This is a genomic window from Paenibacillus mobilis (assembly GCF_058267595.1).
In genome coordinates this window covers 146,482-162,932 of the sequence record NZ_JBZCMS010000003.1, presented here as the reverse complement: position 1 = coordinate 162,932, position 16,451 = coordinate 146,482, and the positions used below count along the sequence as shown (strand labels likewise).

General features: G+C 54.7%; 12 protein-coding genes and 1 pseudogene. 8 read left to right on the top strand and 5 right to left on the bottom strand.

Annotated elements, in window-relative coordinates:
* Positions 1-82: 82 nt before the first annotated feature.
* The gene (locus tag AC3ZPD_RS07055) at positions 83-3,019 is read right to left on the bottom strand and encodes a glycoside hydrolase family 3 C-terminal domain-containing protein (protein ID WP_490983572.1); all 2,937 of its coding nucleotides are present in this window, start codon (positions 3,017-3,019) and stop codon (positions 83-85) included.
* A 214-nt stretch (positions 3,020-3,233) separates the two neighbouring features.
* On the opposite strand from AC3ZPD_RS07055, the pseudogene AC3ZPD_RS07050 reads away from it, so the two are divergent.
* A pseudogene (locus AC3ZPD_RS07050) lies at positions 3,234-3,566 on the top strand (L-dopachrome tautomerase-related protein); the annotation flags it as partial.
* A 94-nt stretch (positions 3,567-3,660) separates the two neighbouring features.
* Here AC3ZPD_RS07050 and AC3ZPD_RS07045 read toward each other — a convergent pair.
* A complete protein-coding gene (locus tag AC3ZPD_RS07045) occupies positions 3,661-5,151 on the bottom strand; it encodes a malate:quinone oxidoreductase (protein ID WP_490983879.1) in 1,491 nt (496 codons plus the stop codon).
* A gap of 259 nt (positions 5,152-5,410) precedes the next feature.
* Here AC3ZPD_RS07045 and AC3ZPD_RS07040 point away from each other — a divergent pair, with 259 nt between their 5' ends.
* The 7 genes from AC3ZPD_RS07040 to AC3ZPD_RS07010 all read left to right on the top strand — a co-directional run bounded on the left by AC3ZPD_RS07040 (position 5,411) and on the right by AC3ZPD_RS07010 (position 13,498).
* Positions 5,411-6,217 carry a helix-turn-helix domain-containing protein gene (locus AC3ZPD_RS07040; protein ID WP_490983571.1) on the top strand — a complete coding sequence of 269 codons (807 nt, stop codon included), beginning with the start codon at positions 5,411-5,413 and terminating at the stop codon, positions 6,215-6,217.
* Positions 6,218-6,319: 102 nt separating this feature from the next.
* Positions 6,320-7,333: an ABC transporter substrate-binding protein gene (locus AC3ZPD_RS07035; protein WP_490983570.1), complete on the top strand. Its 1,014-nt coding sequence runs from the start codon at positions 6,320-6,322 to the stop codon at positions 7,331-7,333.
* Positions 7,334-7,353: 20 nt separating this feature from the next.
* Entirely contained in the window at positions 7,354-8,367 is a 1,014-nt protein-coding gene (locus AC3ZPD_RS07030; RefSeq protein ID WP_490983569.1) for a FecCD family ABC transporter permease, read from the top strand.
* Complete coding sequence (locus tag AC3ZPD_RS07025; RefSeq protein WP_490983568.1) at positions 8,364-9,353, top strand: FecCD family ABC transporter permease; 990 nt, start codon at positions 8,364-8,366, stop codon at positions 9,351-9,353. The genes AC3ZPD_RS07030 and AC3ZPD_RS07025 overlap by 4 nt, the downstream gene beginning before the upstream one ends.
* A gap of 187 nt (positions 9,354-9,540) precedes the next feature.
* On the top strand, positions 9,541-11,184 hold the full coding sequence (locus AC3ZPD_RS07020) for a spore germination protein (protein WP_490983567.1): 1,644 nt from the start codon (positions 9,541-9,543) through the stop codon (positions 11,182-11,184).
* A gap of 24 nt (positions 11,185-11,208) precedes the next feature.
* Entirely contained in the window at positions 11,209-12,312 is a 1,104-nt protein-coding gene (locus tag AC3ZPD_RS07015; RefSeq protein ID WP_490983566.1) for a GerAB/ArcD/ProY family transporter, read from the top strand.
* Positions 12,305-13,498, top strand: coding sequence for a Ger(x)C family spore germination protein (locus tag AC3ZPD_RS07010; RefSeq protein WP_490983565.1), 1,194 nt, complete (start codon positions 12,305-12,307; stop codon positions 13,496-13,498). The genes AC3ZPD_RS07015 and AC3ZPD_RS07010 overlap by 8 nt, the downstream gene beginning before the upstream one ends.
* Before the next feature lie 95 nt (positions 13,499-13,593).
* On the opposite strand, the gene AC3ZPD_RS07005 is transcribed toward AC3ZPD_RS07010, so the two are convergent.
* The 3 genes from AC3ZPD_RS07005 to AC3ZPD_RS06995 all read right to left on the bottom strand — a co-directional run bounded on the left by AC3ZPD_RS07005 (position 13,594) and on the right by AC3ZPD_RS06995 (position 16,450).
* Entirely contained in the window at positions 13,594-14,094 is a 501-nt protein-coding gene (locus AC3ZPD_RS07005; RefSeq protein WP_490983564.1) for a DinB family protein, read from the bottom strand.
* A 174-nt stretch (positions 14,095-14,268) separates the two neighbouring features.
* Positions 14,269-15,702 (bottom strand): L-arabinose isomerase, encoded by a 1,434-nt coding sequence (gene araA, locus AC3ZPD_RS07000; protein ID WP_490983563.1) that lies wholly within the window; start codon positions 15,700-15,702, stop codon positions 14,269-14,271.
* Between the two features lie 49 nt (positions 15,703-15,751).
* Entirely contained in the window at positions 15,752-16,450 is a 699-nt protein-coding gene (locus AC3ZPD_RS06995; RefSeq protein WP_490983562.1) for an L-ribulose-5-phosphate 4-epimerase, read from the bottom strand.
* Position 16,451: the final 1 nt, after the last annotated feature.

Below are 16,451 nucleotides of genomic sequence, written 5' to 3'. Positions count from 1 at the left end.
CGGACCCCTTACAGAGGGACCCGGTCTTTCCTTCATGCTTTTCTACGTTTTTTACAGGCTCCCGGACCCCCGGAAAAAGCTCCTAATAAAACTCCAGCGTGCTCAGCGCTGCTTGGCCGGTCAGGACAATATACACGTCCTGACGTCCGCTTACACCGCTAAGCTGAGCGGTGTAGTCGCGCCATTCCTGCGCACCGCCTGCCGCGAACTCCGCCCGGCCCGCCAGCGGCCCGTCCGGGCTCTGCAGCCGGACTTCGGCCCCTCCCGCCGTTTGGCTGGCGGCGCGGAACCTCACCGTGCTTGCCCCATCGCCAAGCTCGGCGTCTTTAAACGCAATCCAGCCGGATTGCGTTTGCACTTCCACGGCGCTGCCTCCTTCGCGGCATTCGCCGATCAAAACGCCTTCGTAGGCGTCATAGTTGACCGCCTTCACAGGCCGCTTCAGGTCGCGCGGCGGAATGACCTCGCCCTGCACCTCAAGCACCGCGCTCACCGGCAGGTCCGCCGAAGAAGGACCGGCCATCAAGGTGTAGGCGCCGGTCTCGATGCAGAAGCGCTCGCGCGTGACGTCCCACATCGCCAGCTCGGACAGCGGCAGCGTGAAGCTCACTTCAACCGTCTCGCCCGGCTGCAGCTGCACCCGGCGGAACGCGTGCAGCTGCTTCAGCGGGCGTTTCACGCGCGATTGCCCGGCGCGCCCGTACAGCTGCACCACTTCTTCGCCCGCACGGTCCGAAAGGTTCGTCACCCGGACCGTGACCTTTACCGCAGGACCGTTCTCTCCGCCCCCGCCATCCTGGTCCGCGGAAACCCGGCTGCGTTCCAGGCTGATCCCGTCATAACGGAATGTGCTGTAGGATAAGCCGTGACCGAACGGATACAGCGGCTCACCTTCGAAATACCGGTAGGTTCTGCCGCCTTTAATGACGTCGTAATCCATAAATTCCGGCAGCTGTCCGACCGATTTGTACCAGGTCATGTTCAGCCGGCCCGCCGGATTCACATCGCCAAACAGCACGTCGGCCACAGCGTGACCGAGCTCCTGACCGGCATGCGAAGTATAGACGATAGCCGGAACATGCTGATCCGCCCAGTTCAGCGCATAAGGATAACCCCCTATCACAACCACGACCGTGTTCGGGTTAACGGACAGAACCTCCTGGATCAACCGCTCTTGGGAGGCCGGAAGCGTAATGTCCGGACGGTCCGCCGTTTCTTTGCCGTTAATCAGCGGATGATTGCCGACGAAGACGACGGCCAGATCGGCATCCCCGGCGGCTTCCCTCGCCGCCTGAAATTTATCCGTCACCGTCTCCACTTCAAAGACTTCTGCGGTAATCCGGTCACCCGCCTCCGTCAGGGAGGCGGCCCCCGCCACGTTAATTTCGTTGGCGGTTTCTTCCGCGCTGCCGCTGCCGACGAGCAGCTCGCCGGTTTCGGTCTGCACCGTGACCGGCATGTCGTTCCAGGCGGAGAGGGTTACGCGACCCGCTCTCTCTTCCGCTTCTATTTCCGCCGGACGGACCAGAAACACCTCCTTCGTAAACCATTCCCAGATCTGGTCCGCCGACGCTTTGACGATCCGGTCATCCGTAGTCAGGTACCGGCCGTTTTGCTCGGCGATGATCGTGTGGCTGCCCCAGCCCCAGTCGGTGACTTCAAAGACGGCGGCTTGCTCCGGCGTTTCGCCTGCTGCCGCAAGCGCGGCCTGCTCCCCGTCCTGCACTTGCACGTAGCGGCCGTTAGACTTCGCCTTCAGCTGGACGCGGTCCGTGCCGCCCGTGAAGGTCGCCTCGCCGCCGAGGCCCTCCAGCTTCTCCCGAATCCCCTGCAGCGGCGTAACCGCATAAGGAAGCGAGCCGCTATACCAGTCGCGGTAAACGGTATCGCCAAGCGGCCCGATCACGGCGATTTTCTTCACCTTATCGGCTTGCAGCGGGAGCATGCCGTTGTCATTTTTGAGCAGCACGACCGCTTTGCCTGCCGCTTCGCGCGCCAGCTTTTGATGCTCCGGATGCAAAATGGCCGACTCGTCGATAGCCGCGTACGGATTGCCTTCCTCCGGATCAAATTCGCCAAGGCGGAAACGTACGCGGAACGTGTTGCGCAGCGCGGCATCCAGGTCGCTTTCCGCAAGCAGCCCATCTTCAAGCGCTTCGCGCAGCGCCTGCTTCATCAGCTCGCCGTCGTCGGTGATGCTGTCGATTCCGCCTTCCCTGACGGAGCGGGCGACCGCCTCCTTGTAGGTTTCCAGATATCCGTGATCGCGTACGGTGCCCGAGACGTCAAAGGCGTCGCTGACCACAAATCCGTCCATGCCCCATTCCTGCTTGACGATCTCTTTCACCTGCGGGCTGAGGTTGGCCGGCACGCCGTTGATGGCATTGTATGCCGTCATCATGGACTGGGCGCCGCCTTCCTTAAACGGAATTTCAAACGCTTTCAAATAATATTCGCGCATATTGCGGGGATCGATGCTGACCGACTTATCGCCCCGGCCCACTTCATTGTTGTTGGCAATGAAGTGCTTCAGCGTGGCAACCGCTTTCAAATAGGCCGGATGGTCGCCCTGAATCCCTTTCACCAAAGCGGCCGTCAGTTTGCCTGTCAGCAGCGGGTCTTCGCCGTAAGCTTCCTCAGTCCGGCCCCAGCGCGGATCGCGCTCCATGTCGACGGTAGGCGCCCATAACGTGAGGCCGTTTTTTTCCGGATCCCGTTTGTAAAAACCTCTGGCCTCATCTCCGATAGCGCTGCCGATTCGCTGCATTAAATCGGTATCCCAGGTGCATCCAAGGCCGATCGGCTGCGGGTAACCCGTGGCTTCGCCGAGCCAGGCCATGCCGTGGGCCGCCTCCGTGCCGTGTTTATACGCTTTTACGCCGAGACGCTCGACGGCCGTTTGATATTGAACCATGAGTCCCACTTTTTCCTCCATCGTGAACCGGGCAACCAGGTCGTTCACCCGTTCCTCAAGCGGAAGGGAAGGGTTCTGAAATGGATAATGGATTGTTGTAGACATATTGAACCTCCTTAGTGTCAGTTCCTCACGCGTCATTCTACCGGGAATTGACCTGGCCTTCTACCCGAAAAATTAGAGGCGTTTTCATAGAATATTAGGGTTTTGAGGAACTGCATCATTTTTCGCAGAAGGCATATATGTGAAGTAGCAAGGGAAATCACTCGGATTCGGAGGTTAAACCATGCCCTACTCAACAAACCGTTATCAGATGATCCGGGCAGTCCGTTCTCCGGGCAGCAAACGTACCGTCACGGACGGGATGCATGCCGATAATCTGGGCAACGTCTACTATACGATGGTGGAAAGGAAAGGCATAGGCATCTATTCGCCGGAAGTCCCCGCTTTCCGGGAATTCGTCTCGGACGACTGGATGCTGTGGGTTGACGGCGTTGCCTTTGATCAGCAGGGCAGCGTCATCTTCAACAGCAACCGGCTCCATGAGATGTTCGGCGGATACGAAATCGATTGGAGCAACCCTTACAACCTGATTATTTGGAAAGCTTTTGTCGGACCCGGCGTCAAATCTTATTTATACGCAGGGAAATAGCCCCCATCCGAACCCCTTGTCCTCGAAAAAAATAAAAAAGAGCAAAACGTAAGTTCTGCTCCTCTTTGCATTGCTCGTAGCCGTTCCCGGCCGTTTAATGAACCCCGTTCTCCAGGCCCAGCGCCTGCGCCGTTGTAACATGAATTTTATGAATAAGTTCAGGATGCTCCGACAGGGACAAGCCGTAGGAAGGGATCATTTCTTTAATTTTCGGTTCCCATTCTTTCAAATGCTGCGGAAAACATCTTCGGATGACTTCCAGCATGACCGAAACAGCCGTGGAGGCTCCCGGCGAGGCGCCAAGCAGGGCCGCAATCGAGCCGTCCGCCGCGCTGATGACCTCCGTCCCGAATTGGAGCGTTCCTTTACCGGCTGTCGTGTCTTTAATAATCTGCACGCGCTGCCCCGCGACTACCAGCTCCCAATCCTCGCCGTTTGCGTCCGGGATAAACTCGCGCAGCGCTTCGATGCGCTGCTCCTTCGACAACATCAGCTGCTGGACCAGGTATTTGGTCAGCTGGAAGTTTTTCACGCCGGCCGCCAGCATCGTGGTCAGGTTATGCAGCTTAACTGAGGTGATCAAATCAAACATCGAACCGAACTTCAGGAATTTCGGCGAGAAGCCTGCAAACGGGCCAAAAAACAGCGACTCCTTCCCGTCGATCACCCGGGTGTCCAGATGCGGCACCGACATCGGCGGCGCGCCTACCGGCGCTTGACCGTATACCTTCGCATGGTGCTGCCGCACAATCTCCGGTTTCTTGCACACCATAAAAAGTCCGCTGACCGGAAACCCGCCGATCCCCTTGCCTTCCGGAATGCCGGATTTCTGCAGCAAATGCAGGCTGCCTCCCCCGCCGCCGATAAAGACGAATTTCGCGGTATGGTGTTCCGTGGCTCCGCTGCCCTCGTTTTTTACTTTAAGCTCCCACAGGCCCCCGGAAGTGCGTTTGATATCTTCAACCTGGTGGTTAAACCGGATATCGACGTTTTGGCTCTTCAATTGATCGAACAACATCCGGGTCAAAGAACCGAAATTGACGTCGGTGCCCGTGTCGATTCTGGTAGCCGCTATAGGCTGATTGACCGTCCTGTCCTTCATCATCAGCGGAATCCATTCCGCCAATTGCTCCGGATTCTCGGAGAATTGCATGCCTTCAAAAAGCGGATTCCTTGAAAGCGCTTCAAATCTTTTTTTCAAAAAAGCGACATCCCGCTCGCCCTGCACAAAACTCATATGCGGCACCGGTACGATAAAGTCACGAGGACGGGGCACTCGGCCGCTTCTAACGAGATGAGCCCAAAATTGTTTGGAGAACTGATACTCTTCGTTTACTTTTATGGCTTTACTAATGTCAATAGATCCATCCGGTTGTTCTACGGTGTAATTCAGTTCACATAAGGAAGAGTGTCCCGTTCCCGCGTTGTTCCATTCATTGGAGCTTTCCTCTCCGGCGCTGGCGCGCCGTTCGAACACGGTGATTTCCCATTCGGGAACCAATTCCTTCAGCAATGACCCTAATGTCGCACTCATGATTCCGGCACCAATTAAAATTACGTCTGTTTGATTTTGTCCGCTGCTCATCATTACCGTCCTTCTACCCTACAATTTGCAGGAAGGATGTCTGCGCTCCTGCTTAGTCGCCAAACAAGCCTGATGCGCGGCCTGGCCGCACACCCTTTTCTGGATCAATCCTGATCTTAGTTTATCATTATTGGTTGGAGATTTTAATCATTTATTGAATTTTTTATTGATACAAAAATCAGATAATTACGGCGGCTGGGAAAAGAATCGTTTATCCTTTAAAATAGGCTATTAAACCGTTAGGAAAGGAGCCGTGTGCATGAGCTTCAGGCAAATGAACGCCGTAATCCCCGTCTTTCATCATATCGAAACGGCCCGCGAAGCCCGCCTGCTTAAGCCCGAGCCCGGCTGTGAGATGCTGCTGGTCGTAAGTCAGGGATATCTGATCGTGATCCCAGAGGATGGAGAAACAAGAACGGTCTCCCACGGCTACGCCTGCAATTCAGCCGCAGGACAAGTTAAAGTCCAGCTTCCGGCTGGAAGGGGAGCCGAATATGCCGTGATCAGGTATGGAATAAAACCGGAAGGCGCCCCTTGGGATTGGAACGGAACGCAGCGATTGTTAAGTGAAATCAAGGTCAAATATATGGTCGACGGGCTTCTTCAAGCGCAGGAAGACATGAAGAGTTTCGGCGAAGAGGAGGCCGAGGCCCAGCAATTCCGCAACCGGATGATGCTTGAGCGGATCCTGAGCTTCTTTATGTATGAAAGCCGGCTTAGCGAAGAGCGCCAGTCGTCCGAGGCTCAAATCGAAAGATCGGTTCATTACTTGGAAGAGCACTATATGCTAAAGCTCACGCTTCCGATGCTTGCCGAAAGAGCGGGATTAAGCAAAGGGCATTACAGCGTTCTGTTCAAGGAACGTACGGGCATGACGTTTGGCCAGTATCTGAAGCGGCTGCGCATCGAGAAAGCCATCCAGCTTTTCGCCCAAGGCGAGAATTCTGCCAAGAAGGCGGCACAAAGCGTAGGTTTCATAGATTATTTCCATTTCAGCCGGACTTTCAAGGAGCTTACGGGAGCGAGCCCCTCCGATTATATGCGGAAGCTTCAGGAAATCGAATAATCAGACATGCCTCATCATGGATCCAGACATGTTTAAAGCGGAATTGAAGTGATAGAATAATTGATAATAATTATCATTATCATTGTTATCAAGGAGGATGTTATGCTTCATCGCGCTAAACACTTTATGGCTTTAAGTCTGGTTTTTATGGTTGTCCTAAGTCTGGCCGCTTGCGGCCAAGCCAAACCGTCCCCTTCTGCCTCCGGGCAGACCGTAAATACGGCCTCAGGTACAGCCGACAACAGTTCCGCCTCTTCTGCGAATGCTTCCGCTGAAACCACGTCCATTACCGTTCAGGACGCCCGCGGCGAACTGAAGCTGGACAAGCTCCCGCAGCGGATCGTCACCATGGACTTCAGCTTCACGGACATGCTGGTATCTCTGGGCGTGCAGCCGATTGGCATTGCCGATGACGGCGACTCTACGTTGTTTATGGATTCCGTTAAGGAGAAATTGGGCTCCTATACATCCGTAGGTTCCCGGTACGAACCCAACATCGAATTGATCAGTTCGCTGCAGCCGGATCTGATCATTGCGGATATCAACAAACACGGGGCTGCCTTGCCCCAATTGGAGCAAATCGCCCCCGTGCTGGTCCTTGACGATTACGAGGCGGACTATGATCAGATGCTGAAAAACTTCGACATCATTGCCAAAGCGGTAGGCAAAGAACAGGAAGCTTCCCAGCGGATGACCGAGCACCAGCAGTTCGTGAAGGAGACGGAGGAAAAGCTGTCCGCCGCCGGTTCCGGTTCCGGCCTTACCATGCTTCCGGCCGTTGTGAATCCTAAAGGATTCTTCGGCCATTCGGATCATTCCTATACCGGGTCCATCATCAAGCTGCTCGGCTTTACGGACCCGCTGCAAAATGACCAGTCCTATCCGGAACTGACTTTGGAGCAGCTCGTCGAATTGAATCCCCAGGTCCTCTTCCTTATGCCGACAGCGGACGTGACCATCGTGAATGAGTGGGAGAAAAATCCGCTGTGGAGCAAAATAGACGCCGTGGCGAACAACCGCGTTTTCACCGTAGAGCGCCGCAACTGGTCACTCTCCCGGGGGCTGCTAGGCTCGGAGCAGATCATGAACGATATTAAGGCGAATCTAGGGAAATAGCCATGAGCAGGTCTTTAAATTTGAACAGTAAGCAGAACCGCGGCGCGGTTCTGCTGCTGCTTTTTTTCGGCTGCGCCGCCCTGCTCGTCCTTTTCTTCCTGCTAAGTCTCAAGACGGGGCCCGCCCCCGTGGGCTGGCATACTCTTGTTCAAGCCGTGTTCAGCGCCGGAACCGACTCCAAAGAAACCTTGTTTATCCGGACGCTCCGATTGCCCCGTGCGATCGTATCCGTTATCGTAGGCGCGCAGCTGGCGCTTTCCGGGCTGCTGACCCAAATCGTGACCAAAAATCCGCTGGCTTCCCCGCACGTGTTCGGCATCAATGCCGGCGCTTCCTTGGCCGTAGTCGCGGGACTGCTTTTTCTCCCCGCTTCCAGCCTGTTCGCCTCGGTTCTATTGGCCTTTGGCGGAGCCGTGTTCGGCGCTTTTATCATCTGGTTTCTTTCCGGCAGCGGGCCCAAATCCTATATCACTTTAGCTTTGGCCGGGATTACGGTTCATTTCCTCTTTGCTTCGCTGACCGAAGGGGCCATGATCCTGAATCAGTATTCAACGGAAAGCATGGTCTCCTGGCTGGTCGGATCGGTGAGTCACGCCGGTTGGCAGGACGTCCGGCTGCTTGCTCCCCTGGCAGGTGCCGGGATGGTGGTCATCTTCCTGCTGCTTCCCTCCCTACGCTTGCTATCTCTGAGCGATGAAGCTGCGGTCGGGCTTGGAAGCCGGTTAAATGCTGTACGCGCGGTCTCCATGCTGCTGGTCGTGCTGTTTGCCGGCTCGGCGGTAGCGGTATGCGGGCCGATCGGCTTCGTCTGCGTCATCGTTCCGCATCTGGCAAGAGCGCTGACAGGCACAACCCGCCTTTATGTGCTTGCCCCGCTTACAGCCTTGCTGGGCGGCATTCTGCTGCTGGCCGCAGACGTATTAAGCCGCTGGATCGCCTTCCCGTTCGAATCCCCGGTCGGTATCGTGACAGCTCTGATTGGAGCCCCGGCCTTCCTTTATCTGGCACGGAGGCAAGGGGGGAAATCCTCATGAGACCAACCAGGAAGCAAGTCTTGATGCTCGTTTTATTGCTGGCCGTGCTGCTCCTGCTTGGCGGATTCTCCGTCTCCCTCGGAGCCGTCTTGATCCCCGCGTCCAACCTGATCGGCGGACTGACGGACCCGCACAGCAAGTCCTATTTCATCGTCCATCAGGTTCGGCTGCCGCGGGTGCTGATCGCCATTTTGGCAGGCTGCGGGCTGGCCCTGGCCGGAGCGATTCTCCAGTCGCTGCTCCGCAACCCCTTATCCAGCCCGGACGTCATCGGCATTACGCAAGGCTCCAGCCTTGCTGCGGTGTCTACTCTGTTTCTTTATCCGGGCGCAAAACCGGGGCTGCTTCCGGCGGCGGCTTTTGCCGGTGCCTTAGGTTCGTTCCTCCTTTTGATCCTGATCAGCCGGAAGCTGTCCCTGAGGCCTGCCCAGCTGGCCTTGTCCGGCGTAGCGCTGGGAGCCGTTTTTCAGGCCGGGGTCCAATATTTCATGATTACTAATCCGACGAACGTCAATATGGCTCTGCTGTGGATGTCGGGAAGCTTGTGGGGACGGGGCTGGAGTGAATTTAAACCGCTTGCCGTGCTGATTCCGGTTTTCGCCATTATCGCGTTATTTAACAGCAGGAAGCTGGACATTCTGCAGATTGGGGATACGATCAGCATCTCCCTCGGTTTGCTGGTCAAGCGAGAGCGCCTTTGGCTGCTTCTCTTGTCGGTAGCCCTCACCGGAGTTTCGGTTTCAGCCGTAGGCGCTATCGGATTCGTGGGCCTGATCGCTCCGCATATGGCCCGGGCGCTGGCCGGGACTCATCATCGATGGCGCCTTCCGTTGGCAGCCCTGATTGGAGCCGACCTGATGCTGCTTGGGGATTTGCTGGGCAGAACGCTGCTCGTCCCGCGGGAAATCCCGGTCGGAATTCTTACGGCCGTTATCGGCGGCCCTTATTTTATCTATCTGCTGCGAAGGGAGCGCAAACTCAAATAAACAGCTCCTCTTCTCGGTCACTCGAAAATATATTACATGCCATATAACGAATATGCCACGGATATGCCCTCGTAATCGGGCCTATCCGTTTTTTCTTGCTTCATTCTTTGAAAATGATGACTAAAAGCAGCAAAACTTTGGAAAACTCCCTATACATTCTTTAATTTCAAGGCAGGGAGAACTACTTATGTCATTCATCATCAGCCATATCCCGAGCTGGGGCGTTTTTATCCAAGCCCTTATAGCGCTGCTGGTGCCCATCTTCGCCAGCAAAATGTACAAGCGGCTCTATTCCTACGTTGATCCTCGTAAAAGTGCCGGTAGATCCGGGAACAAGAATGCGGGGACAACTGCTTCTGGTTCTGCGTCCGCTTCAAGCACGCCATTCAGCGGAGACTACGAGGCCGACGTCGAAACGATTCGCTCCCGCATCGGCGGGAACAATGACCTGATTGCCAGAGAATTTTCCATGACCAAGCTGAATGCGAAGGCCACGCTGTATTACGTTTACGGCATGCAAAATGATGCGCTGCTGAACATGCGCATCATGGAATTTCTGATGTTTGAAGCCACCATGGAAACCTTGTCCGATTCCGGCAAGGCAAACGAACAGCTTCCCTTCACCATTTTGAGCGAATCGCCGGATCTGGACAGCTTTAACCGTTCCGTGCTGTACGGGTACGCCGGCCTGCTGATCGAAGGCCAGCCCCGCGGACTCCTGATCGAACTGCCGAACGGATCCAACCGCTCCATTTCGGAGCCTTTGTCCGAAGCGCTCTTGCGCGGTCCGCGGCTTGGCTTCTCCGAGATACTGAGCGAAAACACATCGATGCTGCGGCGTCAGGGGTACAACGACCAGCTGGAGATGAAAAACTACCGGGTCGGAACAAGCCTGCAGCGGGATCTTGTGGTTGCTTATATGAAAGATATCGTCAACCCCGATCTGCTGCAGGAGGTGAATGCCCGGATTCGGAAAATCGAAGCCGAGTTTCTGGCTGATGCCGGGTATATCGAGCAGCTTATCGAAGACAACTATTTAAGCCCTTTCCAGCAGGTCCAAAACACGGAAAGACCTGACCGTGTCATCAATGCCCTGATGGAAGGGCGCATTGCGATTTTGCTCGACGGGACACCGTTCGCGCTTATTGCGCCGGTCACTTTCAGCATGCTGATTCAATCCCCGGAGGATTATTATGAACGCTGGCTGCCGAGCTCAATGATCCGGCTGCTGCGCTTCATGGCGGCTTTCATGGCCCTTATGGCTCCGGCGCTCTATATTTCGTTTATTGCGTTTCACCCCGGCCTGATCCCGACCGAGCTGGCCTTGTCCATTATCGAAACCCGCCAGGGGGTTCCCTTCCCTCCGTTTATTGAGGTTTTGATCCTGGAGCTCTCCATCGAAATATTGCGAGAGGCCGGAATCCGGCTTCCCAAGCCCATCGGTCCGGCCATGGGCATCGTAGGCGGTCTGATTATCGGAGACGCTGCCGTTCAGGCGGGGATCGTCAGCCCTTTCCTGGTCATCGTTGTTGCCGTAACGGCGATCTCCTCGTTCTCCATTCCGACCTACAGCGCCGGCATCACCCTGCGGCTGCTGCGATTCGTCGGCATGTTGTTTGCGGCGATGCTCGGCATGTTCGGCACGATTTTGTTTTTCCTGCTGCTCTGCAGCCATTTGACCAGACTAAAAAGCTTTGGGGTCCCCTATCTGACCCCGATCTCTCCATTCCGCCTCAGGGACTGGAAGGACCTGTTCTTCCGGGCGCCTCTTTCTCTGATGAGGCAGAGACCGGCCATGTTCAAAACGCAAAAAAGCAAACGGAAAACGTAATTTTATAGGGTAGGAGGAATCCCCTTGTTCATTCGTACCGACGATAAAATCACCGCTTCGCAGGCAGGCGTATTTCTCACGAATACCGTGCTGGGAGCCGGCATCCTGACCATGCCGCGCAGCGTCACCCAGGCCATAAAAACCCCGGATTCCTGGCTTACCATTTTAGTTGGCGGCGTCATCATGGTGTTTGTCATTCTGCTGATGGTCAAACTCTGCCAGCATTTTCCGGGCCAAACGATTTTCCAATATGCGGGGAGAATTGCCGGAAAGTTTATAGGCGGCCTGTTATGCCTGCTGCTGATCCTTTACTTCGTGATTACCGCGGGCTTCGAAATCCGAACGCTCGCCGAGGTGACGCTGTTTTTCCTGCTGGAGCACACCCCGATTTGGGCCGTTATTTTCCCCTTTGTCTGGGCGGGGACCTATCTGGTCTGCGGCGGCATCAACTCGATTGCAAGGGTTTTTCAAATCGTTCTGCCCATTACCCTGTTTGTGCTGCTTGTCTCCTTCGCCGTAAGCTTGCGCTTGTTTGATATCAATAATCTTCGCCCCGTGCTTGGCGACGGCGTTATGCCGGTGCTGCGCGGCCTGAAATCCTCCGTGCTGATCTATACCGGCTGCGAGGTAGTGATGACGCTGGTCGCTTTCATGGAGAACCCCCGGCAAGCTACCAAAGCCATGCTGGCGGGAATCGCCATCCCGTTCTGCCTGTATTTTCTAACGGTGGTCTTCGTTGTCGGCGGCCTTTCGATCGACTCCATCATTACCAGCACCTGGCCGACCATCGATCTGGTCAGAAGCTTCGAGATTACCGGTTTTTTTGTGGAACGGCTGGAATTCCCCTTAATGGTAGTCTGGCTCATGCAGATGTTCTGCAACTTCTGCAGCTTCTTTTTTCAGGCCTCGCTGGGCATTTCCCAGATTTTCAAGCTTTCCTTTCTTCCGGTTGTCCTCGGCATGGTTCCGCTCATTTTCCTTTCGGCCATGTTCCCTAAAAGTGTCCAGGATCTCTTCTCGCTGGGGGACTCTATCGGCATGATGGGCCTTGTACTGTTCCTGCTGCTGCCAGTCCTGCTTACGCTTGTCTGGCTCTTCCGCACGAAAGGACTGAAACAGCATGTATAAAAAAGGTTTGTCCCTCCTCCTTTGCCTGCTGCTCTTCCCCTTGCTGCTGGCAGGCTGCTGGAGCAGCGAGGAGATTGAGGACCTGGCGCTCTATCCAGGAATGGCGCTGGACAAAGGAGAGCCGGCACCCACGGAGAAGGAATTCGAGGCGAAAGGCGCTCATTATGCCAAACGGGATAAAGTTATGGCCACTGTTCAAGTTGTGCCTACAAAATTGATCGGGACGCAAGATAAGGACAAAAGCGGGGGTAAGAACCCATATATTAACATATCAGGAAGCGGCGACTCCGTTCTGGAAATATTCCGCCAGTTCTCCATCCGGCTTGACCGGCCGATCATCGGGCATCACCTGAAGGTTATGGTCATATCCGCCGATCTGCTGAAGGCGCAGACAATCGAGCAGATTACGGATTTTGTTCTGCGCGACAACGACATTCGTCCCAGCACCGCTGTCTATATCACTGAAGGATTGGCCAGAGAAGCCATGGTCACTCAAGAACCTAACGACATTCCTGCGTTTCACATCATAGGGATGCAGCGAAACCTCCAAAGAACAAGCAAAGTGCTGAGTGTCGTTTCCTTATCCAAGCTCGACGCGCTGACCCATGCTCAAAAAAGTTTTGTCCTGCAGAACCTGGTCTCCGGAGGCGGGGAAATCGAATTATCCGGAGCCGGCATCATCAAAGGCTCCTCCGGCCATTGGATCGGAACCCTGAACCAGGAGGATACCGAATGCTTGTCCTGGCTGAGCAACAAAGGACACGCCGGATCCATTAAAGCTTACGACTGGGACAACGAGCCGATTACCTATGAGATTAAATCCATGAAAAGCAAGATCAGGAGCCATGTAGACGGCGATGCCATTTCGTTTAAAGTCTCCATCTCCACCGAAGGCCGCCTCATCGAAACCTGGAACAAAAATAATATTCCCTCTTCCAATGACTTCGCAGAGAAAGCAGGCCAGGTCTTCCATGAGAAACTTGCGAAAATGATGCAAAATTTAATGCGCGATCTGCAGTCCAAATATAAAACGGATGTGGCCGGTTTTGGGGACAGGCTGGCCATTGAGCACCCCAGAGTCTGGAAGAAGGTAAAAGATCATTGGGACGAGACGTTCAGCCAATCCGAGGTTACTTTTTCCTACGATTTGAAAATTACGGACTTTGGTTCCTTTACGGAGAGCTGAAGCCGCACAGGACGCAAAAAGCCGGACGCAAAAGGCAGCCGGCTTCCCTTTTTCAAAATTTCATGTCAGGTTTCAAGCTCCGTCCTGTTGCAAGATCAAAGCGGCGGTTGAGTTACCCCGAGCTGCGCCCAGCCCTCTTTCGAAGGGCCATATACCGCCGGGATTTGCAGCCCCGCCTGGCGCATCAGAACCGTAACCTGTCCCCGATGGTGAATGATGTGTTTAATTAGCCCCATAAAAATTGAAGCGTTCGACTCCATTCTCCCGAAGGCATTTTGAACCTGCTTCAGGCTGTCCTCCGTCCACTGCTCCCGCACGGCATCGGCCGCGCGGCTGCTTACCGCTCTGAACGTGTCCGCGATTTCCTGCGCCGACGGCACCTCACCCTGTTGGGGCACTTTGGCCGTCTCGACACCAAATTTGGATAAGTAGTCCGGAATATTGGAGACAAAATGCCAGGCGATTCTTCCGAGCGTCCGGCCCTCCGGATACACCTGCTGCTGAAGCGATTCGTCCGTTAAAGCATCCAGAACCTTCTGGGTTAATACAGCCTCCTTGTTCCATTCCGCTATAAAGTCTTCAACCGTTAGATACATGTCTTCCTCTCCCATCCTATTCATAAAATAGTTTAGCTTCGCTTTCTAATTCCAGCTTAATCTTTAATAGTGACAAGTATTGTCATGGTTGCATGAAAAAAACCGGAGTATACGCTCCGGCCCCTTTCCCGATACCCTCAGGGCCGCCGTTCGCAGCCTCTGAAGGCAAACTTCTTATTTAATAACCACGTACTCCAAACCTACAAGTTTGGCGTAAGTCTCTATTTGGTCGGTTGTCAGGTTCAAGGAAACTACGGTATGATGACCGCCGCCGTTTTCGATCCAGGCTTTGACTCCCTCCTGGAAGTTCGGCTTGACGTTCCAAAGCACCCGGGCCACAGGAAGCTTCGGAGCCGGAACCGCCGGCTCAAAGGCGGAAACCTCGTTGATCAAAAGCTTGTAATGGGTACCGAAGTCAGCCATGGATACGACCACGCCGTCTCCGGCTTTGCCGTCAAACACCAGGCGCGCCGGATCTTCGCGGCCGCCGATACCGAGCGGGGACACGATGATTTTAGGCCGGCTGCTTGCCAAAGTCGGGTCGACCTCCAGCATATGCGATTGGAGAATCGACTCCTGCCCGGCCGTCAACTCGTAGGTGTAATCCTCCATAAAACCTGTGGACCGGTTATGGCTCATTATCTTCAGCAAACGATCCAGCGCAGCTGTCTTCCAATCCCCTTCGCCCGCAAAGCCGTATCCTTGCGACATCAAACGTTGAACGGCCAGGCCGGGGAGCTGTTTCATGCCGTGCAAATCCTCAAAATTGGTCGTAAAAGCCTTATAACCGCCCTGATCCAGAAAACGTTTAAGGGCGATTTCATAACTCGCCTGTACTTTGACGCTGGCTTCCCAAGCTCCCTTGCTATAGGTTCCGTAATCAAATTCATAAAGCTCGGCATATTCCTGAAACAGCTTTTCGATTTCTTCGTCCGTAACCTCGTTTACATATTGGACCAGATCGCCGATGCCGAAATAATCCACGGTCCACCCGAACTGGATTTGGGCTTCCACCTTATCCCCTTCGGTAACGCCGACGTTTCGCATGTTGTCGCCAAAGCGCGCGACCTTGATGTTGAAGCTTTCGTTATAAGCCGCCGCTACATCCATCCAGTCGGCGATCTGCCGCCGCACTTCCGTACGCTCCCAATACCCTACAACAACTTTGTTCTGCTTCTTGAGCCGGGCGTTGATGAAGCCATACTCACGGTCGCCGTGGGCGGCCTGGTTCAGGTTCATGAAGTCCATATCGATCGTGGACCAAGGAATGCTTTCATTGAATTGAGTCGCCAGGTGAAGCAGAGGTTTCTGCAAAAGCTTGGTTCCGCGAATCCACATTTTTGCCGGTGAAAAGGTATGCATCCAGGTGATCACACCCGCCACTTCATCCCGGTAATTGACCTCTTTCATTAGGTTTGTGATTGTGTCCGCGCTCACGGCTAGCTCCTGCAGGACCAGCGGATAAGGCAGCACGCCGCTTTCATTTAAAGCATCGGTCATGGCCTGCGCATGGGCTTTGACCTCCGAAAGTGCCTCTTCCCCGTAAAGATGCTGCGAACCTACGACAAACCAGAATTCTTTTGCTCCCATGGTTGACACCGCGATCATCCTCTTTTCCCTCGTCTTATTTTCTCTTTAGCTTTTTTCCTTAATCCTTTTAGTCCTTCTGGCCGTAATAGGCGTTTGCCCCATGCTTTCGCAGATAATGTTTATCCAGCACGCGCTGCGGCAGCTCTTCGGCAAAATGATTTAATTCCCTTGCAAACAGGTTCATCTTGCAAACCTCCTCCAGCACGACGCTGTTCATGACGGCAGACTTGGCATTTTTGCCCCAGGTAAAAGGGGCGTGACCATGCAGCAGGACCCCGGGAACCGCCATCACATCCAGACCGCGCTCCTCAAAGGTCTCGATGATGACACGGCCGGTTTCGGCTTCATAACCGCGGTCGATCTCCTCTTGGGTCAGAAAACGGGCACAAGGAATAGAGCCATAAAAAGTGTCCGCATGCGTAGTCCCCATCACCGGTACATCCAGCCCGGCCTGCGCCCAAACGGTCGCCCAGGTGGAATGGGTGTGCACGATCCCGCCGATTTGCGAAAAATGCTTGTAAAGCACGGCGTGGGTTGGCGTATCCGATGAAGGTCTCGCTTCCCCCTCGACGACATGACCGTCCAAATCCACGACCACCATATCTTCAGGTTTCATTTCTTCATAGTCCACGCCGCTGGGTTTAATGACGAACAAGCCGCTCTCCCGGTCTATGGCGCTTACGTTCCCCCACGTATATTTCACGAGCCCCTGTTTGAATAGGTCCAAATTCGCCCGATAAACTTCCTCCTTCAACCGCTCCAGCACG